The sequence below is a fragment of the Pseudomonas sp. NPDC087029 genome (genome assembly GCF_044745345.1).
Lineage (GTDB): Bacteria > Pseudomonadota > Gammaproteobacteria > Pseudomonadales > Pseudomonadaceae > Aquipseudomonas > Aquipseudomonas faucium.
The window spans coordinates 404,589-428,075 of the sequence record NZ_JBIVAB010000004.1 but is presented as its reverse complement, the minus strand read 5'-3'; the positions used below and the strand labels follow the sequence as shown (position 1 = coordinate 428,075).

Annotated in this window: 21 protein-coding genes and 2 tRNA genes; 16 read left to right on the top strand and 7 right to left on the bottom strand. The window is 62.9% G+C overall.

What is annotated here, in order from left to right; all coding sequences use genetic code 11:
- Positions 1–70: 70 nt before the first annotated feature.
- A tRNA-Phe gene (locus ACIPG5_RS10300) sits at positions 71–146 on the top strand.
- Positions 147–619: 473 nt separating this feature from the next.
- Positions 620–1,699, top strand: coding sequence for a hypothetical protein (locus ACIPG5_RS10295; protein WP_401374721.1), 1,080 nt, complete (start codon positions 620–622; stop codon positions 1,697–1,699).
- On the opposite strand, the gene ACIPG5_RS10290 is transcribed toward ACIPG5_RS10295, so the two are convergent.
- Positions 1,696–2,241: a sce7726 family protein gene (locus tag ACIPG5_RS10290; RefSeq protein WP_401374718.1), complete on the bottom strand. Its 546-nt coding sequence runs from the start codon at positions 2,239–2,241 to the stop codon at positions 1,696–1,698. The two genes, ACIPG5_RS10295 and ACIPG5_RS10290, sit on opposite strands and share 4 nt — an antisense overlap.
- Positions 2,242–2,444: 203 nt before the next feature.
- On the opposite strand from ACIPG5_RS10290, the gene ppk2 reads away from it, so the two are divergent.
- Positions 2,445–3,434, top strand: a complete 990-nt coding sequence (gene ppk2 / locus ACIPG5_RS10285) for a polyphosphate kinase 2 (protein WP_314616880.1) — start codon at positions 2,445–2,447, stop codon at positions 3,432–3,434.
- 61 nt (positions 3,435–3,495) lie between these two features.
- Positions 3,496–3,939, top strand: a complete 444-nt coding sequence (locus ACIPG5_RS10280) for a hypothetical protein (RefSeq protein ID WP_176518106.1) — start codon at positions 3,496–3,498, stop codon at positions 3,937–3,939.
- A 109-nt stretch (positions 3,940–4,048) separates the two neighbouring features.
- On the opposite strand, the gene gabP is transcribed toward ACIPG5_RS10280, so the two are convergent.
- Positions 4,049–5,434: a GABA permease gene (gabP, locus tag ACIPG5_RS10275; RefSeq protein WP_236238455.1), complete on the bottom strand. Its 1,386-nt coding sequence runs from the start codon at positions 5,432–5,434 to the stop codon at positions 4,049–4,051.
- 649 nt (positions 5,435–6,083) lie between these two features.
- Here gabP and ACIPG5_RS10270 point away from each other — a divergent pair.
- The 5 genes from ACIPG5_RS10270 to ACIPG5_RS10250 all read left to right on the top strand — a co-directional run bounded on the left by ACIPG5_RS10270 (position 6,084) and on the right by ACIPG5_RS10250 (position 10,388).
- Entirely contained in the window at positions 6,084–6,857 is a 774-nt protein-coding gene (locus ACIPG5_RS10270) for an ABC transporter ATP-binding protein (RefSeq protein ID WP_176518104.1), read from the top strand.
- A 13-nt stretch (positions 6,858–6,870) separates the two neighbouring features.
- On the top strand, positions 6,871–7,632 hold the full coding sequence (locus ACIPG5_RS10265; protein WP_008091477.1) for an ABC transporter substrate-binding protein: 762 nt from the start codon (positions 6,871–6,873) through the stop codon (positions 7,630–7,632).
- Positions 7,633–7,686: 54 nt separating this feature from the next.
- Complete coding sequence (locus tag ACIPG5_RS10260; protein ID WP_176518103.1) at positions 7,687–8,382, top strand: ABC transporter permease; 696 nt, start codon at positions 7,687–7,689, stop codon at positions 8,380–8,382.
- Complete coding sequence (locus ACIPG5_RS10255; RefSeq protein ID WP_401374712.1) at positions 8,379–9,068, top strand: ABC transporter permease; 690 nt, start codon at positions 8,379–8,381, stop codon at positions 9,066–9,068. The genes ACIPG5_RS10260 and ACIPG5_RS10255 overlap by 4 nt, the downstream gene beginning before the upstream one ends.
- Before the next feature lie 114 nt (positions 9,069–9,182).
- Positions 9,183–10,388, top strand: a complete 1,206-nt coding sequence (locus ACIPG5_RS10250) for a methyltransferase (RefSeq protein WP_401374709.1) — start codon at positions 9,183–9,185, stop codon at positions 10,386–10,388.
- Positions 10,389–10,606: 218 nt separating this feature from the next.
- On the opposite strand, the gene ACIPG5_RS10245 is transcribed toward ACIPG5_RS10250, so the two are convergent.
- Together ACIPG5_RS10245 and ACIPG5_RS10240 are read right to left on the bottom strand one after the other, a co-directional pair.
- A complete protein-coding gene (locus ACIPG5_RS10245; protein ID WP_401374706.1) occupies positions 10,607–10,879 on the bottom strand; it encodes a DUF3077 domain-containing protein in 273 nt (90 codons plus the stop codon).
- Positions 10,880–10,883: 4 nt separating this feature from the next.
- Complete coding sequence (locus ACIPG5_RS10240) at positions 10,884–11,153, bottom strand: hypothetical protein (protein ID WP_176517776.1); 270 nt, start codon at positions 11,151–11,153, stop codon at positions 10,884–10,886.
- A 458-nt stretch (positions 11,154–11,611) separates the two neighbouring features.
- On the opposite strand from ACIPG5_RS10240, the gene ACIPG5_RS10235 reads away from it, so the two are divergent.
- Entirely contained in the window at positions 11,612–11,860 is a 249-nt protein-coding gene (locus tag ACIPG5_RS10235) for a hypothetical protein (protein ID WP_286912956.1), read from the top strand.
- A 98-nt stretch (positions 11,861–11,958) separates the two neighbouring features.
- Positions 11,959–12,034: transfer RNA gene (locus ACIPG5_RS10230), tRNA-Thr, on the top strand.
- Between the two features lie 65 nt (positions 12,035–12,099).
- On the opposite strand, the gene ACIPG5_RS10225 is transcribed toward ACIPG5_RS10230, so the two are convergent.
- A complete protein-coding gene (locus ACIPG5_RS10225; RefSeq protein WP_401374702.1) occupies positions 12,100–12,552 on the bottom strand; it encodes a DUF2442 domain-containing protein in 453 nt (150 codons plus the stop codon).
- 138 nt (positions 12,553–12,690) lie between these two features.
- Between ACIPG5_RS10225 and ACIPG5_RS10220 the strand changes: the two genes are divergently transcribed.
- On the top strand, positions 12,691–12,906 hold the full coding sequence (locus ACIPG5_RS10220; RefSeq protein ID WP_314616871.1) for a DUF3079 domain-containing protein: 216 nt from the start codon (positions 12,691–12,693) through the stop codon (positions 12,904–12,906).
- Positions 12,907–13,234: 328 nt separating this feature from the next.
- Here ACIPG5_RS10220 and ACIPG5_RS10215 read toward each other — a convergent pair whose 3' ends face one another.
- Positions 13,235–15,481 (bottom strand): TonB-dependent siderophore receptor, encoded by a 2,247-nt coding sequence (locus ACIPG5_RS10215; RefSeq protein WP_401374699.1) that lies wholly within the window; start codon positions 15,479–15,481, stop codon positions 13,235–13,237.
- A 156-nt stretch (positions 15,482–15,637) separates the two neighbouring features.
- Between ACIPG5_RS10215 and ACIPG5_RS10210 the strand changes: the two genes are divergently transcribed.
- From ACIPG5_RS10210 to ACIPG5_RS10200, 3 genes are all read left to right on the top strand, one after another.
- Entirely contained in the window at positions 15,638–16,354 is a 717-nt protein-coding gene (locus ACIPG5_RS10210; protein ID WP_401374696.1) for a response regulator, read from the top strand.
- Between the two features lie 2 nt (positions 16,355–16,356).
- Positions 16,357–17,724 carry an ATP-binding protein gene (locus ACIPG5_RS10205; RefSeq protein WP_401374693.1) on the top strand — a complete coding sequence of 456 codons (1,368 nt, stop codon included), beginning with the start codon at positions 16,357–16,359 and terminating at the stop codon, positions 17,722–17,724.
- A 136-nt stretch (positions 17,725–17,860) separates the two neighbouring features.
- Positions 17,861–19,528, top strand: coding sequence for an FMN-binding glutamate synthase family protein (locus ACIPG5_RS10200; protein ID WP_176511085.1), 1,668 nt, complete (start codon positions 17,861–17,863; stop codon positions 19,526–19,528).
- Positions 19,529–19,558: 30 nt separating this feature from the next.
- Here the strand turns inward: ACIPG5_RS10200 and ACIPG5_RS10195 are convergent, their stop codons facing one another.
- On the bottom strand, positions 19,559–20,878 hold the full coding sequence (locus tag ACIPG5_RS10195) for an OprD family porin (protein ID WP_401374691.1): 1,320 nt from the start codon (positions 20,876–20,878) through the stop codon (positions 19,559–19,561).
- Between the two features lie 468 nt (positions 20,879–21,346).
- On the opposite strand from ACIPG5_RS10195, the gene ACIPG5_RS10190 reads away from it, so the two are divergent.
- Complete coding sequence (locus ACIPG5_RS10190) at positions 21,347–23,449, top strand: TonB-dependent receptor (RefSeq protein WP_401374688.1); 2,103 nt, start codon at positions 21,347–21,349, stop codon at positions 23,447–23,449.
- The last annotated feature ends 38 nt before the right edge of the window (positions 23,450–23,487 follow it).

Sequence of the window (23,487 nt, the reverse complement as noted above, 5' to 3'; positions counted from 1 at the left end):
GGAATTAATTTAAAATTTTTTCAAAAAGTCGTTGACGAGCGGTCTGGAAATCTATTTAATTCACCTCGTCGCCCAGATAGCTCAGTCGGTAGAGCAGAGGATTGAAAATCCTCGTGTCGGCGGTTCGACTCCGTCTCTGGGCACCACCTTCAAGCTTCTGGTGGTTGCAAAGTTACCCGAAGCGACAACAAGAAACCCGCCTAGTGCGGGTTTTTTGTTGCCTGCGTTTTTTGCTGCAGGGTTGGCAGGTCCCTGCCCGGCATCGGCTGCCACAGCAACCCACCTACCCAGCCGCTACGACCGCACGATCATCACACCTCAGCATAGGCATCCCAGTGCTCTCGCAAGACCGACCAGGGCAGCAGCGAGCGATGCAGGTCTTTTTCTTCAAGGCAAGTCTCCAGGTACAAAGCCATCTCTTGATCGGCCTTGCACCGTTCAACACTTCGACAAACATCGCAATCCAAAAAACGATTTCTCCTACAAAATCTCCTCACAACTAAATCTTATATATAAATTGAAACATAAATACGCAAATTAGAATCCTTGCAGAGCTTAGCAAGTACGCTACGTTTACTGTGGACCGAAATTCAAGACCACAGTTTGCATGGAGAGCAATATGCAGTATTCCGCCTGTTTACGCGTCGGACTAAATGATGTGAAGGCTCTGGTCAATCTGGAGCCAGAAAGAAGAGATCACTTTACCCCACTGCTGGATATGCGCGGCAAGGACGACAAGCATCTTCAGTCCTTCCTAAAGGATTGGACTGAACACCGATTTTTCATCGACATATCCAGGGGCAGATTGGATAGGCTTGAGGCCTTCATTGCCGACAATGATTTACATAACCCCAAGAATGCGTTCGAACGAAAAAAGGCATTTTTCGATTACGTCCATACCACAGCCTCTCTCGCTATCCCCGTTATCTCCTGGACGGACGATGATCCTCAACGAGATGTGATTCAGCTTGGCCTTGCACTGGAACGCGACTTTGACGAAATCGCGATTCGCGTATTCTGCCCAGAAAAGCCAACGAGCATCTCTCGCAATCGCCTGTTTTCATTACTGGACTCATTGACTCACCCTGGAGAAGCCCATGTCATTGTCGACTACATTGCGTCTCCCCCGTCCAGCACTGCAACGGGATCAGAGTTCGATCATTTCATCAGGGACATCGCAGCCTATGCGCCCGCCAGCATCATTCTGCTGAGCACCTCCTTCCCTACGCACAAGCCCGCCTCTAACTCGTCGAGGTCAGCTACCTGCACCGACATCGCATGGCAATCAACGGTCAACAGGAGTATCTCCGGCACCCAGGTGGTTTACGGTGACTACGCCGCAACGAACCCCACGGCGGCAATCGAATATGTGGCAGGCATGCCCGTGCTACCGTTTGGCTGCTATTACACCCCAACCGAGTGGTGGCAACGACGCAAAGGTGGCGATAAGGAGTTCAATAACTACATTGATATTGCCAGAGAAATAAGAGCGCTCCCCGGGTATCATCAGGATGATTTTTGCTGGGCGACCAAGGAGTATGCAAGGATCGTTGCCACTTCAACAGGCTATGGCAATAACGGCACTTGGAATGGATATAGAATCAATCAACACATTTGCGCGATGCTGAAGTCCATCCTGGATCGTCAGCACAATGCACTTGAACCGATAGACCCAGATGAACTGGACGACCTGATCTAGGAATAGCGCCGCTTCAATATACTCAGCACGAACTCTCTGATCTGTTCCAATGACAGTGCGTCACTCACAGCCTGGCGCACTGTCTTTATAAGATCCCTGCTTTTAACCTGCACGCCATGTGCACGCGCAAGGCGGTCAAGCTCATCCCGCCATAGAAACCCGGTCAGGTGAAACTTCTCTTGCTTTCTGTTCGCCTTCGCTTTGCGAACCATCGCCATACCAGAGAAATCATCAATCACGAGAATGCCCACATTAGCGGCGGACACCTCCAGTGCTTTGACCAGGTGTCGAGAATGACAGCAAAGCCATACTTCATCAAAACAGGCCAGATAGGCATCTTGCTGCCCGGCCCATCTCAGCAATGTGTCTGCGTGGGACTTGATTTCAAAAGCCGTCAGCCTGCCATTGGCATGCACCAAGTCCGCACGCCTGGCTTTATCAATGAAGCAGAGCTCCTCGATGAACACATCACCGGGCTCGTGGCTCATCACCTTTGTGACCCACTGCTTCAAGAGGGGGCGGATTTCGTCTGGATTCAGCATGCCGCGATTATAGCTTCCGCCCTGCCACGCTTCACAAGCTGTACGACAGGCTGTGCATGTAAAGTGTTTCTCGGCCGGTGAGCCACAGAATCCGCCAGCGGGCAGGCCTGGCGGCAGCGTGGGTTGACCGACATCAACAAGCCACTATTCGCTCGAACTCACAATTGGAGTCGGACTCTAGAATCGACCCCGCAAGGACCCCCATGAGCGAAGAATCCCCCCTCCTGCTCCCCGCCCCCGATAAACCCTCGACCAGCGCCTCCCCCACCCCGCGCCCTCGCCGCCCACGCCAACGCAAGCCCGAGCCCAGCATCACCGAGATCAGCCAGCAACCCGCCGCGCTCGAAGTGGCCACCGCGCCCAAAGGCAGCAACGAAGACAGCACCTCGGCGCGCCTGCCGGCCAGCTACCCGTACCGCACCCGCCTGCGCCGCCAGGACTACGAGAAGGCCAAGCACGCGCTGCAGATCGAGCTGCTGAAGGTACAAAGCTGGGTCAAGGAAACCGGCCAGCGGGTGGTGATCCTGTTCGAAGGGCGCGACGCGGCGGGCAAGGGCGGCACCATCAAGCGCTTCATGGAGCACCTGAACCCGCGTGGCGCGCGAATCGTCGCGCTGGAGAAGCCTTCTGAGCACGAGCTGGGCCAGTGGTATTTCCAACGCTACATCCAGCATCTGCCCACGGCCGGTGAAATGGTCTTCTTCGACCGCTCCTGGTACAACCGCGCCGGGGTCGAGAAGGTGATGGGCTTCTGCACGCCGTTGCAGTACCTGGAGTTCATGCGCCAGGCGCCGGACCTTGAGCGCATGCTGTGCAACAGCGGCATCCTGCTGTTCAAGTACTGGTTCTCGGTGAACCGCGAAGAGCAGCTGCGCCGCTTCATCTCGCGCCGGGATGACCCGCTCAAGCACTGGAAGCTGTCGCCCATCGACATCAAGTCGCTGGACAAATGGCAGGACTACACCGCCGCCAAGGAGGCGATGTTCTTCCACACCGACACCGCCGATGCGCCGTGGACGGTGATCAAGTCGGATGACAAGAAGCGCGCGCGGATCAACTGCATCCGCCACTTCCTGCATTCGCTGGACTATCCGGGCAAGGACCACAGCGTGGCGCACGCGCCCGATGAGCTGCTGGTTGGCCGGGTGGCGCGCGGCTTCGAGGAGGACGAGGGTTCTGCGCTGGGCAGTTGAATAGCCGGGACTGCTGCGCTTCAATACGCGCACTTTCAGGACACACCCAAGGAATCGCCCCATGGCCTCCAATACCAAGCAACAAAAACGCGCCAAGCGCGCCGCCAGCAAGGCCAAGCAAAACCGCATGGTGCGCAGCGGCCAGGCGGTGAAGGCCAGCGCCGGTGACAGCGCCAGCATCGAGCAGGTGTTCCACAAGGCCATGGAGTCGGACAGCTACAAAGAGCTGTTCAACAAGATGAAAGAAGCGCAGCAAACCAGCCTGGTGGCGATGATCTCGGTGTTCCTGGTCGACCCGCTGCTGGCACTGGTGCTCAAGGGCCACAAGGAAGAGCACGCCACCGACTACATCGTGCTGGTGTTCAATGCCTACCGCACCTGGCTCGACGGCGCCGACGAAGACACCACCATGGCTTGGCTTGAGAGCGACGAGTTCCAGCAAGCCTACATCACCGCTTCCGAGGTGGTGGCCAAGCAGCAGCAACAGCAGAAGCAGTTCGGCTGAGGCCTCACTGGCCCTATCGCCGGCTTGCCGGCGATAGGGCCGGAGCAGGCAAACAAAAAAGGCCGCGCCCTACACCGGGCGCGGCCTTTTTCATTGCAGCCAACGCAGGTCAGTTATCCAGCGCCACCCGCCCTGCAGCCTCGCGCTTGCGGTGCACCAGCAAGCCCGCCGCCACCACGCCAATGCTCAGCAGCGCCGTCGCGATGATCTCGGCGCGGTGGTCCTCACGCAGCGCCATCACCACCAAAATGGCAACGATGAAGGCAATGGTCGCCCAGGTCAGCCCCGGGAACAGCCACATCTTGAAGGCGATCTTCTCGCCCCGCGCTTCACGCTGGCTGCGCATGCGCAGCTGGGAAATCGCGATCACCAGGTACACCAGCAGCGCGATGGCGCCGGAGCTGGCCAGCAGGAACTCGAACACCTGGGCCGGCGCCACATAGTTGGCGAACACGCACAGGAACGCCGCCGCAGTCGACAGCAGCACCGCCACATGCGGGGTCGCCGCCTTGGTGGTGCGCTGGGCAACCGCCGGGGCATCGCCACGCTTGCTCAGCGAGAACAGCATGCGCGAAGAGGTGTACAGCGCCGAGTTCAGACAGCTGGTTACCGCGATCAGCACGACGATGTCGACGATCAGCTTAGCGTTCGGCACGCCGATGCGGCTCAGCACGGTCTGGTAGGAGCCGGTTTCGGCCAGCGCCGGGTCGTTCCACGGCACCAGGGCCACCACCAGGAAGATCGACACCAGGTAGAACAGGCAGATACGCCAGATCACCGAGTTGGTGGCGCGACTGATCTGCTTGCCCGGGTCTTTCGATTCGGCCGCCGCGATGGTGACGATCTCGGTGCCCATGAACGAGAACATGGTGGTGAGCATGGCCGCCAGCACCGCGCCCAGGCCGTTGGGCATGAAGCCCTGGGTGTCGAACAGGTGGCTGGCACCGCTGACCTGGCTGTTAGGCACGAAGCCGAACATGGCAGCGCAACCGACCACGATGAAGCCGATGATCGCCAGCACCTTGAGCAGGGCGAACCAGAACTCGAACTCACCGTAGTTCTTCACGCTGCACAGGTTGGTCGCGGTCAGCGCCAAGGTAATCAGGAGGGAGAAGGCCCACAGGTCGACTGCCGGGAACCAGGCATGCAGGATCGCTGCAGCCGCGTTGGCTTCCAGCGGGATGACCAGCACCCAGAACCACCAGTACAACCAGCCAATGGTGAAACCGGCCCAGCGGCCAATGGCGCGGTCGGCGTAGGTGGAGAACGAACCGGTATCCGGCGAAGCGATGGCCATCTCGCCAAGCATGCGCATCACCAGCACCACCAGGGTACCGGCAGCGGCATAGGCCAGCAGCACGGCGGGGCCGGCGGCAGCGATGGCGTGGCCGGAGCCGACGAACAGGCCGGCGCCGATGACGCCAGCAATGGACAGCATGGTGACATGCCGTTGTTTGAGCCCCTGAGCGAGGTCATTGGAATTGTTACCGCTCATAAAACTACCTTTGTAAGGAGTGGACCACCCGACTGAGTACGAAGCGCGCCCGGGGTTGATTTAGGCGTCGCTGCAATCGGCGGTTTCCAGACGGCAATAAGTGGGCCATGTGCTGAATGCATTCGTCAGATGAAACCGGCGGCCCGTAAAGGACGCGGCTTGCAGGGCTTTCGGCCAACAACTGGCAGAATGGCCGCCAAATCCACAGGGAAAGGCTGGATTACGGAAATACCCACTTACAAATGCACCAGAGGTGCCCCTCGGTAACACCTTTGCACTATTGCAAGGCAAAAAAGTGCAACCTGGGGTACAACCTTTTTCTGTGCGGGCCCTGTCGCGGCTGCAGCCGCTCCTACGGAGGGCAAGGGCAACCTTGAGGGCGGCTTTAGCCGCGATAGGGGCAAAACTGCTTCCCAGTCCCGCCCAAAGCTGGCACCATCGCGCCTTTTTTCATCAAGGCTCTGGAGCTGGGCGACACCTGCGCGGACATCTGCGCGACGTTGCACTGCAGCGATGCGACAAACTGCCCCGGCACTGCCCCGAGCCCCCTGCGACCCTGTTGGCCGCCCTGATGCCGCTATGCTAGCTTGGCGCACGCCAGGAAGGCCGCCAACAGCTGGGAACGCACCCGAACACATGAGGACCGCACATGGCCCAGGCCACGCCCGCGCTGGAAATCCGCAATCTGCACAAACGTTACGGCGAGCAGGAAATTCTCAAGGGCATTTCGCTGACCGCGCGTGACGGTGACGTGATCTCCATCCTGGGATCGTCCGGCTCCGGCAAGTCCACCCTGCTGCGCTGCATCAACCTGCTGGAAAACCCGCACCAGGGCGAAATCCTCGTGGCCGGCGAAGCGCTCAAGCTCAAGGCCGCCAAGAACGGCGACCTGATTGCCGCCGACAACCGCCAGATCAACCGCCTGCGCAGCGAAATCGGCTTCGTCTTCCAGAACTTCAACCTGTGGCCGCACATGTCGATCCTCGACAACATCATCGAGGCGCCACGCCGCGTGCTCGGCCAGAGCAAGGCCGAGGCCATCGAAGCCGCCGAGGCGCTGCTGAACAAGGTCGGCATCTTCGACAAGCGCCACAGCTACCCCGCCCAGCTTTCCGGTGGCCAGCAGCAGCGTGCCGCCATCGCCCGCACCCTGGCCATGCGGCCTAAAGTCATCCTGTTCGACGAGCCAACTTCGGCGCTCGATCCGGAAATGGTCCAGGAAGTGCTAAACGTTATCCGCGCACTGGCCGAAGAAGGCCGTACCATGCTGCTGGTGACGCACGAGATGAACTTTGCCCGCCAGGTGTCCAGTGAAGTGGTCTTCCTGCACCAGGGCCTGGTTGAAGAGCAAGGATCGCCGCAGCAGGTCTTCGAGAACCCGACCTCGGCGCGTTGCAAGCAATTCATGTCCAGCCACCGCTAACGGAGCAACACGAATGCAGACCTACAAGAAATTCCTCCTGGCAGCCGCTGCCACGCTGGTGATGTCGGCCAACGCCATGGCCGCAGAAAAACTGCGCATGGGTATCGAAGCCGCCTACCCACCGTTCAACAACAAGGATGCCAGCGGCCAGGTCGTCGGCTTCGACAAGGACATCGGCGACGCCCTGTGCGCCAAGATGAAGGTCGAGTGCGAAGTCGTCACCTCCGACTGGGACGGCATCATCCCGGCCCTGAACGCCAAGAAGTTCGACTTCCTGATCTCCTCGCTGTCGATCACCGACGAGCGCAAGCAGGCCGTTGACTTCACCGACCCGTACTACTCGAACAAGCAGCAGTTCATCGCGCCGAAAAACGTCGATTTCAAGACCGACGACAAATCGCTCGAAGGCAAGACCATCGGCACCCAGCGCGCCACCCAGGCTGCAACCTGGCTGGACGATCACGGCGGCATGGACGGCAAGTTCAAGGTCAACCTGTATGACGGCCAGGAAAACGCCTACCTGGACCTGACCTCCGGCCGCCTCGACGCCATCCTGGCCGACAAGTACGCCAACTACGATTGGCTGAAGTCCGAAGCCGGCAAGAACTATGAGTTCAAAGGTGAGCCGGTCAACGACAGCGACAAAGTCGGCATCGCCGTGCGCAAAGGCGACGATGAGCTGCGCAACAAGCTCAACGCCGCACTGAAGGAAATTGTCGCCGACGGCACCTACAAGAAGATCAACGACAAGTACTTCCCGTTCAGCATCTATTGATTCGCCCCGACCGGTACGCCTTTGGGCGTGCCGGTCCCTAGAACGACCCTGCCCATGAATATCGACCTGCACGGATTCGGTCCGGCCCTGGCGGCTGGCACCCTGATGACCGTAAAACTGGCGCTTTGCGCCTTGCTGCTGGGCCTGGTCCTGGGCCTGCTCGGCGCCCTGGCCAAGACTTCCGCGGTCAAGCCACTGCAATGGCTTGGCGGCTTCTACTCGACCCTGGTTCGCGGCGTGCCCGAACTGCTGTGGGTGCTGCTGATCTATTTCGGCACCGTCGGGCTGATGAACAGCCTCGGCGCCGCCTTCAACAACCCAGGCCTTGAACTCAGCGCCTTCGCCGCCGGCGTCATCGCCCTGGGCCTGTGCTTCGGCGCCTACGCCACCGAAGTGTTCCGTGGCGCCATCCTGGCCATCCCCAAGGGCCATCGCGAGGCCGGCCTGGCGCTGGGCCTGTCGAAGGCGCGCATCCTGTCGCGGATCATCCTGCCGCAGATGTGGCGCATCGCCCTGCCCGGCCTTGGCAACCTGTTCATGATCCTGATGAAGGACACCGCGCTGGTGTCGGTGATCGGCCTGGAAGAAATCATGCGCCACGCGCAAATCGGCGTGACCGTGACCAAGGAGCCGTTCACCTTCTACATGGTCGCTGCCTGCATCTACCTGAGCCTGACCATCATCGCCATGACCGGCATGCACTTCCTGGAAAAACGCGCCGCTCGCGGCTTTGCGAGGGCTGAACAATGAACTGGGAAGTGATCATCAAGTGGCTGCCACGCCTGGCCCAGGGCGCCACCCTGACCCTGGAGCTGGTGGCCATCGCGGTGGTTGCCGGGTTGATCCTGGCCATCCCGCTGGGCATCGCCCGCTCGTCGCGGCACTGGTACGTGCGCGCCCTGCCCTACGGCTACATCTTCTTCTTCCGCGGCACGCCGCTGCTGGTGCAGCTGTTCCTGGTCTATTACGGCCTGGCGCAGTTCGACCTGGTGCGTTCGAGCAGCCTGTGGCCTTACCTGCGCGACCCGTTCTGGTGCACCGTGGTCACCATGACCCTGCACACCGCCGCCTACATCGCCGAGATTTTGCGCGGTGCGCTGCAGGCCATCCCCAAGGGCGAGATCGAGGCGGCGCGGGCGCTGGGCTTGTCGCGTGGCAAGACGCTGTTCTACATCATGCTGCCGCGCGCGGCGCGCATCGGCCTGCCGGCCTACAGCAACGAAGTGATCCTGATGCTCAAGGCCAGCGCCCTGGCCAGCACCGTGACCCTGCTGGAACTGACCGGCATGGCCCGCACCATCATTGCCCGCACCTACCTGCCGGTGGAAATCTTCTTCGCTGCCGGCGTGTTCTACCTGGTGATCTCGTTCGTGCTGGTGCAAGGCTTCAAGCTGCTCGAGCGCTGGCTGCGCGTGGACGCCTGCCAGGGCCGTTGAGCCCGCATTGACCGCATCGCCGGCAAGCCGGCTCCCACAGGTACTCCACCGCCCTTGTTGTGGGAGCCGGCTTGCCGGCGATAGGGCCCTCTAACTCACCTGATGGCCAACCCCATGCACCCCATCCTCCACAGCCATCACCTAAGCGACCGCTTCCAGGCCCTCGACCAGTTCCTGGCCAGCCACCAACAGCTGTGGAAACCCCGCCCCTTCACCGCCCTGCGCCTCGACTGGGAAGCCGCATACCCCGAGCTCGCCGCCCACCTGCGCCAATGCCCCCTGGCCGACGCCGAGGCCAACATCGACCCGCAAGGTCTGCCCGCGCCCTTCCCGCAACTGGCCCAGCAAGCCCAGCAGCTGTCGGCAGTCGGCGAGCTCCCCGACACCGGCCTGCCCCCCGCCGGCCACCGCCTCGACGCCAACGTCCCCGGCCGCAAATGGCAGCAGATCGAAGCCTTCAGCCGCCGCCTGGGCTTTCACCAGCAGACCCAGCACTGGCTGGACTGGTGCTCGGGCAAAGGCCACCTCGGACGCCGCCTGCTGCAGCCCGGCCAGCAACTGACCTGCCTGGAATACGACGCCGAGCTGGTCCGCGCCGGCCAGGCCCTGAGCGATCACCATCAGCTGCCCGCCACCCACGTACACCAGGACGTGATGGCCGCAGGCAGCGCCCGGTACCTGGGCAGCGACAAGAGCGTGGTGGCCCTGCACGCCTGCGGCGAGCTGCACGTGCACCTGCTGCGCAGCGCCAGCCAGCAAGGCTGCCGCCACCTGGCCGTGGCCCCGTGCTGCTACAACCGCGTGCCGGGCGAGCACTACCAGGCGTTATCCACAGCCGCGCAGCGCTCGCCGCTGCAGCTGTCGCTGCACGACCTTGGCCTGCCGCTGAGCGAAACCGTCACCGCCGGCGCCCGCGTACGCCACCAGCGCGACCGCTCGATGGCCCGGCGCCTGGGCTTCGACCTGCTGCAGCGCGAGCAACGCCAGCGCGATGAATACCTGCCCACGCCATCGTTGCCGGTTGCCTGGCTGGACAAAGCCTTCGCCCAGTACTGCCGCGACCTGGCCGAGCTGCGCGGGCTGGAGCTGACCCTCACTGCAGACTGGGCAGCCCTGGAAGCCGCCGGCTGGCAGCGCCTGGCCGAAGTGCGCAACCTCGAACGCCTGCGCAACCTGTTCCGCCGGCCGCTGGAACTGTGGCTGGTGCTCGATCGCGCCCTGTTCCTCGAAGAACAGGGCTACAGCGTTCGCGTTGGCACTTTCTGCGACTATCCTTTGACGCCACGCAACCTGCTGCTGCTGGCCGAACGCGACCGTTAGCCGCAGCACAACCTGTGGATAAGTCTGTGAACAAGCTTTTGATGACTGGATCAAGCCGAGCGCTATTTCAAGCCGCCCGGTTATTCCCTCGTGTGCTTCAAGCCCAGTAAAAACAGGCGTTTGCGCAAAGACCAGCGGTGGCGTGGTTCGGCATGCCTTTCGCGCAAGCAGCGCATGCCTCTTGTGCATAAGCTTTTCTTGTGCGTAGGCGCGGGGCGTCAATGCAGGCGGTTCTTGGCCATCTCGATGTCGTTCATCAAAGCCTTGGCCAAGGCGCTGAGGTAGTCGGCGGCGCCCAGCAGCTTGTGGTCATCTTCCATATCGCCTTCGCGAACCAGGTGCTTGATGTAGCCGAGCAGGATCGAGACCTGTTCGTAGGCATCGTCCACCGGGATGCCCGGCTGCACCCGCAGCAGGTCGATGGGTGGGTTGCCGACTTCGAGGAAGGTTTCAGCGCCCGCCGTGAGAAGGGGTGTGGGTTTGTCGGTCATGGCCTCACTCCCCTTCCTTTTCGGCGTTTATCCGCGCCAGTGCGTGCTCGGCGAGTACCCGCGCCGAATCGGTGGCGTGGGCGGCGTTGCCGAGGATGTTCAGGCCGGGTTCGCCGGCGTGCAGGTGGCAGTATTCGTCGAGGGTGTCGATCACGCCACACAGGAGCTCGGCGGCGTATACGAGGGCGTCGGGCGGGGTGATGTCGCTGTGGATCGAGAAGAATGGGGTGTGGAGGATTTTTTGGCGGGGTGGGTCGGGGACAATCTTATTCATGGCAGCAGCTCCGGTTGGACTGCCACAGAGACCTTTCTCACGGATCAAGGCGGCAGTCATACACGGGGTGAGAAAACCGAGGGAGCTACAAAGCTCGGCCAGACCGAAGTCTGCCCGTGTACGACTGCCATAACAGCAAGCTCAGTAACTCCTTAGCGGGTTCTCACACCCGGTCGCCAGGTATTGGCGACCGGGGAACGGTATCCCTGGGCCACTTCCCCGCCAACAGTGAAACTTCGCAAGCGTGCGTAGGATAATTCCCAAATGCTGATTTCCTGAAGCATTTGGCCCCAGGTTCAGAATTCCCTTACGGCGACAGGCCCTTTCCCGCAAACCCTGCCACCGGTGTATCATCCCCGCCCCAAATCAGTAAAAAGCCGAGTCGCACGCTGCCCGCCAGCCTCGCGACCTTCTGGCGTCGCGCCAGAACCGACAATGGACTACCGGACTTTCGCATCGTGACCCAAGCCAAACCCCTGACCCTGCTGGCCTGCACCCTGGCCCTGGGCGCCTGCGCCACCAGCACCCCAGCGCCCCACACCAGCCACCTGGACTGGAACACCCCCGGCATGCAGCTGGGCGGCGACAACGGCCTGCCCTTGCGCGTCGAAAGCCCCTGCCGCAAGCGCGGCTGCGACAACGACAAGCTGTTCTTCAACCCCGGCAAGACCGAACCGAACGTCAACACCATCCACCGCGGCTGGTAGGAAAATTCCCCTTTCAGGCCGGTGACTTAGCTCATTTGCGCACAATCGAAAGGAAGTGGTTTACAGGCGCCAACCGATCGCTATAATGACGCCCCATTGCCGGTATAGCTCAGATGGTAGAGCAACTGACTTGTAATCAGTAGGTCCCGGGTTCGATTCCTGGTGCCGGCACCATACGCAGTATCAAAAAAGGCTCACCGAAAGGTGGGCCTTTTTTGTTTCGGGTTTTCCCATGCCGCTTAGGCAGCTTTCTGCTCCAACGCCTCCCAGCCCAGACACGCTAATGCCAACGTGCGTGGCACAGCTTCGCGACCACTGCTGTACCGACTGATGCTCCGCGCACTCACCCCGAGCGCTTCGGCCGCCTGGTCGAGTGTCATCCGATGCCGCAAGCGCCAGCGAATGAAAATCCGTGTGTTCTCATCCGGTGCTGTCTGGGCCAGCGCATCCAGCAACAAGGTGTCGGCACCGATCTGAATATCCAGCTGCGGCCATTCAACCGACCAGCCGCCATCCCCCAGGATGGCGCCTTCGAACGCTTTGGCCTTGGCCAGCGGCGCTAGCCCTGGAGATGTTTGCAGCGCGTCGCTCATGTCCAAGGTAAATCGCTGGCCATTGGTAAATGTCAGCTCCAGTTTGGCGCCTGGGCGGGGCTGAACAGCCTGCAGGCGAGGACGTTTCATCGATGCCATTTCAATCCAATCCTTCAACAGACCTTCTCGATCATGTCGCCAATTTGGCTATACCTCAACAAAGCTTGATCTCAGTCAGCCCTGGCTGGAGTGGCAAGCGTAGGTTCAGATCACACGATCTCCTCCCGGAGGCATGCCATGGCCAAGAAGTTTCCCCACAACCCCACCCACCCAGAGCGCATCTGCTGGGGGTGCGACTTGTATTGCCCGGCCAAAGCGCTGGCCTGTGGCAATGGCGCAGACCGGACCATGCACCCGGTCGAGTTGTTTGGGGAGGATTGGGACAGTCTGGGTGGGCATTTGCAGAAGGATGATGTGGACCAGCGGGGAAGGCGCCCAGGTGAGGGGGCGTGAGGCGGCCGGGTGTACGGCATTAGTGATGCGGGGACGTTGAGATCGAGCGCCGCCCGCGCGGCGCATCGCGGATGAAATCCGCTCCTACATTTGTTGCAACGTACCTATGCCTGATAGGCCATGGTTGCCAGCCTTGTTGGCTCGACGCGATTTTTTGGTTGGCACGGATACCTACCGGGTTTTTCGGCGGGCGCCAAGGCGGACAACCATGGCCTGACAGACCGTGGCACGTTGCAACAAATGTAGGAGCGGATTTCATCCGCGATGCGCCGCGCGGGCGGCGCTCGATCTCCAACCCCCTACACAACCAAAGGCATGAACCTACAAATCAAAACGCCGTACTCACCCCAACCGACACACTCCGCGGATCCCCATAAATCGCCCCCGCATAGAACCCGTACTGCGTGTAGTAATGCTTGTCGAACAGGTTATCCACATTCAGGCTAACCGCCGTCTCATCGGTCACCTGATACTTCGCCATCGCATTCCAGATCGCATACCCCGACCAGTTCACATCGGTAGCCCCCGCACTCACCCCATTCACCGGCTGCCCCGCCGGGCTTGAAATGGCGCGGATGTTGGTCTGCGCCCTCACCCCCGCCCCCACGGTCAACCGATCAAGCGCCCCAGACAGCCGATAAGTCGTCGACGCCTTGAACAGGTGCGAAGGATCGCTACGCCCGTCGCTGTCGACACGGCGGAAATGCAGGTACGTATACCCGCCATACACATTCCAGTTCGGCGTCAGGGCGCCGGCGATTTCCAGGTCGATCCCGTCAGTTTCCTGGCCGGTGCCTGCCTTGTAGGCATCACCTCCGGTGGGGGTGGTCAGGCCATCGTCGAGCACGGCTTTGTTCTCCTGCTTGGTGCGGAAATACGCCGCCGAGGCATTCAGCCGCCCCTCCAGCCACGCGCCCTTGATGCCGGTTTCGTAGCTCTGGCCACGAATCGGCTCGACCTTGGTGCCGCTCTCTGTCTCGGCCGTTTGCGGGTTGAAGATGTCGGTGTAGCTGGCATACAGCGAATAGGTGTCGTCCAGATCGTACACCGTGCCCAGGTAAGGCGTGACGATGCCGTGGTTCTGCTGGTTGCTGCGCACGCCGCCGACACTGCGGGTGGTGGCGGAGTAGTCCGTGGAGCGCAGGCCGATGATCACCGACAGTGGGTCGGTAATGCTCAGGCGGGTGGCCGCGTACATGCCCTGCAGGCGGGTGGTGGTCTTGCTGTGGCGGCCGGTGCGCGAGGCGAGCATGTCGAAGTCGCTGTCCACGCCGTTGTGCCAGTCGGTGAGCGGCAGGCCGTTGTTGGCGCGGAACTGGCAGCCCAGCGCGGGGGCGCTGACGCGGGCGTCGCTGACCATGGTGCAGCTGTACTCCGGCGACCAGGCCACGGTGCGGCTGTCGTTGTAGCCGACCATCGCCTGGTGGGTGCGGCCGAACAGCTGGAATGGCCCGGACAGGTCGACCTGCGCGGACTGCTGGGTGGTGTCGCTGGAACTGTGCAGGCCATTGAGCACCGCGCCGCTGCCATCCTGGTCCCAGTAGCCGCCGTAGCGGCCGCGCCCGGCCGAGTTGACCTTGGCCAGGCCGCGGTGGTTGAGCACCTCGCTGGTGCTCTGGGCGGCTTTCAGGTCCAGCGACCAGTCGTTGTCGAAGCGGTGCTGCAGCGAGCCGAAGGCGGTGCGGGTGGTGTACTCGCCAAAGCTCCAGCTCGGCGCCAGGTTGGTGCTGCGCGGCAGGTCGGTGGTGCTGCCGTCGCGGTACCAGATCGGGATGTTGGCACCCCAGCCGCCGCCGACCACCTTGTTGTATTCGTACTGGTAGCCGGCACCCAGGGTGGTGGCGTCGTCCAGGTCGAATTCGAAGTTGGCCAGGGCCGCGCGGGCGCGCTCGGACTGGTTGTCGCGGAAGGAGTTGGCGTCTTGCTGGGTCATCACCAGGCGCGAACGCAGGCGGCCATCGGCCGACAGCGGCAGGTTGAGGTCGGCGCCCAGGCGGCGCTTGTCCCAGCTGCCATAGGTGGCGTAGGCGCTGCCGCCGAAGGTGGTGGTCGGGGCCTTGCGCTGCAGGTTGACGGTGGCCGAGGGGTCGCCGGTGCCACCGAGCAGGCCGTTGGCGCCGCGCACGATGTCGATGCGTTCGTACAGGTCCATGTTCAGCGCATTGCCGCCACCGCTGAAGTCGGAGCCACCCTGGAACTGCAAGCCATCGACCTTCCAGTTGCTGATCGAGTAGCCGCGGGCACGGAAATCGGTGCGTCCACCTACCTCGGACTGGTTGGCGGTCACCCCCGGCGTGGTGTCCAGCGCCTGGGCGATGGTGTGGATATCGCGGTCGTCCATCTGCTGGCGGGTGATGCTGGTGACCGACTGCGGCGTCTGCCGGGGCGTCAGGGCCAGGCCTGTGGAGCTGCGGGTGTTTTCCACCGTGTAGCCGAGCTGGCCGGCAGCGTCGCCGGGCAGCAAGGCACTGTCTTGAATCTGCGTGGCTTGCAGCTCCATGGGTTGGGTTTCGGCGGCCAGGGCACTGCCGCTGACGGCCAGCGCGACGACGCAGGCGAGCGGGTGAAGCTTCATGCTTTGAGGTTTCATTTGGGAAGGCTTCGTATTTGCAGATGATTTTTTGTTACGATTCTAGGGATGCGCCCTCTGCGCTCCATGCTCGGCTTGTACGGGCATGTAATTGAACGTAACGAGCGCTGAAGGCCCTCCCCGAACAGGTGTTTTCCCCCAATGAGCACGACCCTGCTGGTCGTCGATGATGACGACGAGATCCGCGAACTTCTCTGCGATTACCTGACCAATGCCGGCTACACGGTCGTGGCGGCGGCCGACGGTGATGGCATGCGCCAGCAGATGGCCCGGCACAAGGTCGACCTGGTGGTGCTGGACTTGATGCTGCCAGGCGAAGACGGCCTGAGCCTGTGCCGGCAGCTGCAGGCCACCCCGGGCCTGGCGGTGATCATGTTGTCGGCCAAGGGCAGCACCCTGGACCGCATCATCGGCCTGGAAGTGGGCGCCGATGACTACCTGGCCAAGCCCTTCGAGCCGCGCGAGCTGATTGCCCGCATCAAGGCCGTGCTGCGCCGCCCGCAACGCCTGGATGCCCCGAGCGAGGCGCCAGCGGCCGAGGCGCAGCACTTTGCCGGCTTCAGCCTGGAACACGTCAAACGCCTGCTCACCCGCCCCGACGGCCAGGCGCTGACGCTGCCCCGGTCCGATTACCGGGTGCTGCGTGAACTGCTGGAGGCCAACAACCGCGTGGTATCGCGCGATCAGCTCACGCGCAGCGCGTTCGGCCGCGAGCACCTGCCCGACGACCGTTCGGTGGACATGTGCATCAGCCGCCTGCGCCAGCAACTGCGCCGGGCGCCTGCCAACGCGGCGCAGATCCTCACCATCCGCAACGAAGGCTACCTGCTGAGCATCCACCGCGCCGAGGCCGGCTGAGCATGCGCTGGCTGCGGCGCCTGTGGCCGCGCACGCTGTTCGGCCAGTTGTTGCTGATCATGGTCAGCGGCACGCTGGTGATCCAGCTGATGTCGAGCAGCATCTGGTTCGATGTGCGCTTCGCCCAGGTGCTCGAAGCCCCTGTGCGCTTGATGGCCGCCCGCAGCGCGCCGCTGATTGCCCAGGCTGATTGCCAGGCCGCCGGCGTGCAGGTGCCCAGGCACTACCATGTGCGCTGCGCCGACCACCCGCCGGGGCCCGAAGACAACCAGCGCCGCGGCCATCGGCGCATCGCGCAGTTGCTGCAGCAGTCGCTCAGCTACGAATTGGGGCATGCGCAGGCGGTGCGGCTGCTCAAGGCCCACCTCACCGACGAGCAGGGCCAGCCGATCGTCTGGCACAGCCTGTTCGGCTTGCGCACGGCCCAGGCGCACCTGCAGTTCGCCGTGCCGCTGGCCGACGGCCACTGGCTGCTGGTCGATGGCCAGGAGTTGCAGGGCTGGAGTGGCGAGTCGGCCTGGTTGCTGATCAGCGATTACCTGCTGCGGGTGTATGCCGTGCGCATGCTCGCCGTGCTGCTGGTGTGCCTGGTGGCGGTGCGCCTGTGCCTGCGCCCGCTGCAGCGCCTGGCCGACGCGGCCCGTGGCCTGGGCAGCAACCTTGCGCAGGCACCGCTGGCACTGGACGGCCCGCAGGAGGTTCGCCAGGCAGCCCAAGCCTTCAACGCCATGCAGCAGCGCCTGATCAGCATGGTCAACGACAAGGCTTACTTCCTCGCCGCCGTTTCCCACGACCTGCGCACGCCGCTGACCCGCATGCGCCTGCGCCTGGAGCGCCTGGCCGACGACGAACACCGCGAGCGCTTGCGCCAGAACATCACGCAGATGGACGGCATGATCGGCCAGGTGCTGGATTATGTGCGCGCAGGCGAGCAGCAGAACCTGCAGCAAGTGGACCTCGACCGGCTGGTGTCGCGGCAGTGCGCCGACCTGGCCACTGGCGAGGAAGCACTGCCCGTGCAGGGCAAGGCCGGCAGCGTGCGAGTGGATGCGCTGCTGATGCAGCGCTGCCTGCAGAACCTGCTGGTCAATGCCTTGCGTTATGCCAGGGAGGTGTCGGTCACGCTGGAGCGCAGCGCCACGGGGGTGCTCATCCACGTCGATGATCGTGGGCCGGGTATTGCGCCGGGGTTGCTGGCCACCATCACCGACCCGTTCGTGCGTGGCGAGGGCTCGCGCAACCAGGGCTCTGGTGGCTATGGGCTGGGGCTGAGCATCGCCCAGCGCATCGCGGCCAGCCATGGCGGTGAATTGGTGTTGGCCAACCGCGACGGGGGTGGCTTGCGGGCCAGCGTTCGGCTGCCTGGCTAAGGGGGCTTTGCCGGCGATGAGGCCCGCAGCCACAAAGCAACCCACTATCAGGTAACAGTGTTTTACCGTTTCGCCTGGTTTTCCCACCGCCCAGTTTGCCTATGCTTGGCCCGGTCATCCTGCCTGCGATGGACCCATGAAACACTCCCTACCCAGCCGCTACGCCTGCCTGGCCCTGTGCCTGCTGTTCACCTTCGCCAGCCTCCCCCTGCTCGCCGAACACGCCTGGCTGTGGCCGCTGACGGTGGTCACCGCCCTGCTCAGCCTGGTCGGCCTCAACGACCTGCGCCAGAGCCACCACGCCGTGCGCCGCAACTACCCGATCCTGGGCAACATCCGTTATCTGATCGAAACCATTCGCCCGGAAATCCGCCAATACCTGATCGAAGGCGACGACGACAAGCTGCCGTTCTCGCGCTCGCAGCGCTCGCTGGTCTACGCCCGGGCCAAGAACGAAAGCGCCGAGAAGGCGTTCGGCACGCTCAACGATGCCTACAAGCCGGGCTTCGAATTCATCAGCCATTCGATGCTGCCGGTGGCAACGCCGGACCCGGCCTCGTTTCGCATTTCCATCGGCGGGCCGCAGTGCCGCCGGCCTTACTCGGCGTCGATCTTCAACATCTCGGCGATGAGTTTCGGCGCCCTCAGCGCCAACGCCATCGCCGCGCTCAACCAGGGCGCGCGCCTGGGCCGCTTTGCCCATGACACCGGCGAAGGCAGCATCAGCCCCTACCACCGCGAACACGGCGGCGACCTGATCTGGGAAATCGGCAGCGGCTATTTCGGCTGCCGCACGGAAGATGGGCAGTTCGACCCGCAACGCTTCGCCGCCCAGGCCAGCGACCCGCAGGTGAAGATGATCGAGATCAAGCTCAGCCAGGGCGCCAAGCCGGGCCATGGCGGCATCCTGCCAGGCCACAAGGTGAGTGCGGAAATCGCCGCCACCCGCGGCGTGCGCGAAGGCCAGGACTGCATCTCGCCCGCCGCGCACAGCGCCTTCCACACCCCCATGGAGCTGTTGCACTTCGTCGCCAGCCTGCGCGAGCTGTCTGGGGGCAAGCCGGTGGGCTTCAAGTTCTGCCTGGGCCACCCGTGGGAATTCATGGGCATCGCCAAGGCCATGCTGGTGACCGGCATCACCCCCGACTTCATCGTCGTCGATGGCAAGGAAGGCGGCACGGGCGCGGCGCCACGCGAGTTCAGCGACAACATGGGCGTGCCCATGCGCGAAGGGTTGATGTTCGTGCACAACACCCTGGTGGGCCTGAACCTGCGCTCGAGCATCCGCCTCGGCGCAGCGGGCAAGATCGTCAGCGCCTTCGATATCGCCAGCGTGCTGGCGATCGGCGCCGACTGGGTCAACTCGGCGCGCGGCTTCATGTTCGCCATCGGCTGCATCCAGTCGCAGAGCTGCCACACCAACAAGTGCCCGACTGGCGTTGCCACCCAGGACCCACTGCGCCAGCGCGCGCTGGTGGTGCCGGACAAGGCCCAGCGGGTGGCCAGCTTCCACCGCAATACCTTGCACGCCTTGGCCGAAATGCTCGCGGCGGCGGGCCTTGAGCACCCGTCGGAGCTCAAGCCCAAGCACCTGGCGCGGCGCATCAGCACCAGCGAGATCAGCCTGTTTTCCGACCTGCACCAATTCCTCAAGCCGGGCGAACTGCTCAGCGGCTCGATCGAAAGCGAGTTCTATGCGCGGATGTGGCGGATGGCCCGCAGCGACAGCTTTGCGCCAGAGACCGGGGAGGCGGCAGCGGCGCCCGCGGCACCGGTGCGCAGAAAAGAAACAGCCCCGGCATAAGCCAGGGCTGTTGGGTACGCCTGATCAGTATCAGAAGATGCTGATCGGGTACTCGACGAATACGCGGACTTCGTTGCCGTCGTCGTTGTAGCCGTTCTGCTGTACAGCGTTGTTGGTGCGCAGGAACGAGCTGCGCAGCTTGATCGACAGGTCCTTGGCCGGGCCGTCCTGTACCACGTAGCGGATCTGGTTGAAGATCTCGCGCTCTTTACCTTCGCCGAAGCCTTCTGGGTTGGCGACGTTGCGGGTGTTGATGTTGTCACCCACCACGTAGGCCAGCTTGTAGGTCAGGCCCGGGATGCCGTAGGCACCGAAGTCCAGGCCGTAGCCCAGCTGCCAGGAGCGCTCGTCTTCGGCGTTGAAGTCGGACCAGTAGGAGTTGGCCAGGTAGATGGTCGAACCACCGTCACCCACGCCGCCTTCGTTCTGGTACCAGCCGTAGTTGTAGCCGGTGCTGCCAGTGCTGCGCTGGTGCGCGATGGTGAACGAGTGCGCGCCGTAGGCGTAGGTCGCGGCCAGGCTCCAGATGGTGTTGGAGTCGCCGTTCAGGCCGGCGGCCTGCACGTACTTGTTGTCGATGTCCGACTTGTAGCCGTTGAAGTCCAGGGTCAGCGACTGGTCATTGGCGATCGGGAAGACATAGTTCAGGCCCAGGTAGTGCTTCTTCATCACGTCTTCGTTGTCTGCGGTGTACAGCGAAGCGGTGAAGTTGTCGGTGAACTTGTAGCTGCCGCCGAGCACGTTGATCGACTTCAGGCCGCCACCGTCACGACGCTCGGCGCTCTTGCGCGCTTCCTGGGTGAAGCGACCGGCGTTCAGCTCCAGGCCCTGGATTTCCTTGGAGGTGATCAGGGTGCCCGTGAAGCTTTCTGGCAGCAGGCGCGCATCGTCGTACTGCAGCACGGGCAGGGTCGGCATCTGGTCACCGTACTTGAGCACGGTGTTGGAGATGCGGAACTTCACCGCTGCACCGGCGCGGGCCAGGTCATGCGGGCCGCTGGCGTTGCCGTCGGCGTTGGTGGTGTTGTGCGGCTTGAAGAAGTCGACACCGGCGCCACCGTTGTGGCCCTTGCCGCCGTCCAGGCGCACGGCGTACAAGCCGAATGCGTCGACGCCGACACCGACGGTGCCCTGGGTGAAGCCGGAGGAGAAGTTGGCGATGGCCGCCTGGCCCCATTCGATCTGGTCATCAGTGCCGTGCTTCTTGTCACGGTTGATGTAGGCGTTACGCAGGAGAACGTTTGCGTGGCTGTCCTCGATGAAGCCCTTGCTGTCGGCCTGCTCGTTGGCCTGGGCCTGGGTCGCGGCGATCATCGCCAGGGCGACCAGGCTGATCCTGGTTTTCAACATGTTGTTTTCCTTATTCCTAATCAAAAACGCTCTGCAATATGACGCCAGGAACCAACGCCCCTTCGTAGGTTCGACGCTATGCGGATCCAAACTGAAAAGCCCGCCGAAGCTTATGTGGCGGGCCTTGAACAGCAGCATGGCCAGGTCATGGCCAGCAGGCGTTGGCGGAATCCTAGCCGTGTGCGATTACAAATGTCAAAAAGTCGTGAAATGCAGGTCGTTATAACCAAAATCACCTAGAGGAACGCTGCATTTGCGCGCACGTTCGCGCCATCAGCAGGCAATTTATCTTTTGTCAGAAATCTCATTTTGATCTCAATCACGATTTACCTGATGGCACCCTGCCAATTGACTAGTAACAAAGTGATACAAACGTAAAGACAAGCCTTTACGAATTCCCGAGCAGTAGCAAATAGCAAGCATTACCATTCGCATCCCTTTTCACCTGCCCCAGGTCTGGATGCCTCCATGCTTGCCCCTTGCCGCCTTTCACCCCTGACACTCGGCCTTTCGCTGCTGTTCAGCGCCAGCCTGGCCAGCGCCGCCACCACCACCCTGCCGGAACTGTCGGTAACCGCCGACAGCGAGCGCGAAGAAGACAACCCGCGGGTCAAGGAAGTGAGCACCGCCACCCGCACGTCCACGCCGGTGCGCTACGTGCCGCAGGCCATCGACACGGTAAAAGCCGCCAACGTGCTGGATTACGGCAGCAACACCCTGGGCAAGGCGCTCGAAGGCATCCCCAACGTCAGCAGCGGCGCCGACACGCGCTTCGACAGCGTGCGCATTCGCGGCTTCGAGGCCAGCAACGACTTCTACCTGGACGGCATTCGCGACGACAGCCAGTACATCCGCGACCTGCACAACATCGAGCGGGTCGAAGTGCTCAAGGGCCCGGCAGCCGTGCTGTATGGCCGTGGCAGCCAGGGCGGCATCGTCAACCGGGTGAGCAAGGCCCCAGAGCAAGGCCGGCGCTCGTCCATCGAAGCCCAGGGCGGCAGCGAAGACCTGCGCAGCCTGTACGCCGACCTCAGCGCCGACCCCAGCGACACCGTGAGCCTGCGCCTGAACCTGGGCAACCAGGACAACAACAGCTTCCGCGATGGCATCGATGGCAGCCGCCAGCTGTTCGCCCCGTCGATGAGCTGGCAGATCTCCCAGGACCTGAACTGGCTGGTGCAGTACGAATACAGCCGCTACAACCGCACCCCCGACCGCGGCATCCCCGGGGTCAACGGCCGCCCTGCCGACGTCAGCCGCAGCACCACCTACGGCGACACCCAGCGCGACTACATCGACGACCGCGCGCAGTCGCTGCGCTCGCGCCTGAACTACCAGCTCAACGACACCTGGCAGCTGCGCCATACCCTGGGCCTGTTCCAGCTCGACAGCGATTTCGACAACACCTACGCAACCGCCTACAACGCCAGCAACAACACCGTCACTCGCCAGCGCTGGCAGCAGGACCTGACCACCCGCAACCTGTTCAACAACCTCGAGGCCGAAGGCGATTTCGCCACCTGGGGCGTGGAGCACAAGCTGCTCGTGGGCCTGGAGCTGGGCCACCAGCGCCGCGACCCGACGCTGTACAACGCCGCGGCAGTTTCGGCCGGTGGCACGCCGGTGCCGCCGCTGGACCTGAACAACCCCAACCGTGACCTGCAGCACAACGGCAAGATGGTGGTGTCGAGCGACAACCACACGGTGGTCGACAGCCGTGGCCTGTACCTGCAAGACCAGATCCGCCTGAACGATCAGTGGCAGATCCTCGCCGGGGTGCGTTTCGACCAGTTCGAAGTGGAAACCACCAACAAGGTGCGCGACCTTTCCGAAAAACAGGACAGCACCACCACCAGCCCCCGCCTGGGCGTGGTCTATACGCCGTGGCGCGACCATTCGTTCTATGCCTCGTGGAGCAAGACCTTCTCGCCGGTCGGCGGCGGCCTGATCGGCATCACCCCAGGCGCCCCGGGCAACACCAACGACACCAGCCCCGAGCTGACCCGGCAGAAGGAAATCGGGGTCAAGAGCGACTGGCTGGACGAGCGCCTGACCACCACGCTGGCGATCTACGAGCTGGAGCTCTACAACCGCCGCACGCGTGACCCGATCAACCCGGAAATCACCGTGATGAGCGGCCTGCAGCGCTCGCGCGGCATCGAGCTGACCGCCACCGGCAACGTCGTTGGCAACTGGTACGTGCGCGGCGGTATCGGCTTGCAGGACGCCACCATCGTCAAGGACAACAACGGCCTGGAAGGCAACCGCATCAACGATGTGGCCAAGCGCAACGCCAGCCTGTTCGTGACCTGGAAGCCCGAGCTTGGCTGGTACGCGGAAACCGGCCTGACCCTGGTGGGCGAGCGTTATGCCGACAACCAGAACACCACGGTGCTGCCGGGCTACGGGCGCTGGGATGCGCTGGCGGGCTTCCGGACCCGGGAGTGGGATGTGCGGGCGGCGCTGAGCAACATTGCCGACAGGACCTACTACAGCTCGGCGACCAGTGCCGCGCAGATTCAGCCAGGGGACCCGCGTAGCCTGGTGGTGACCGGTACCTACAGCTTCTGATGGTTGCCTGCGCCGGCCCCATCGCCGGCAAGCCGGCT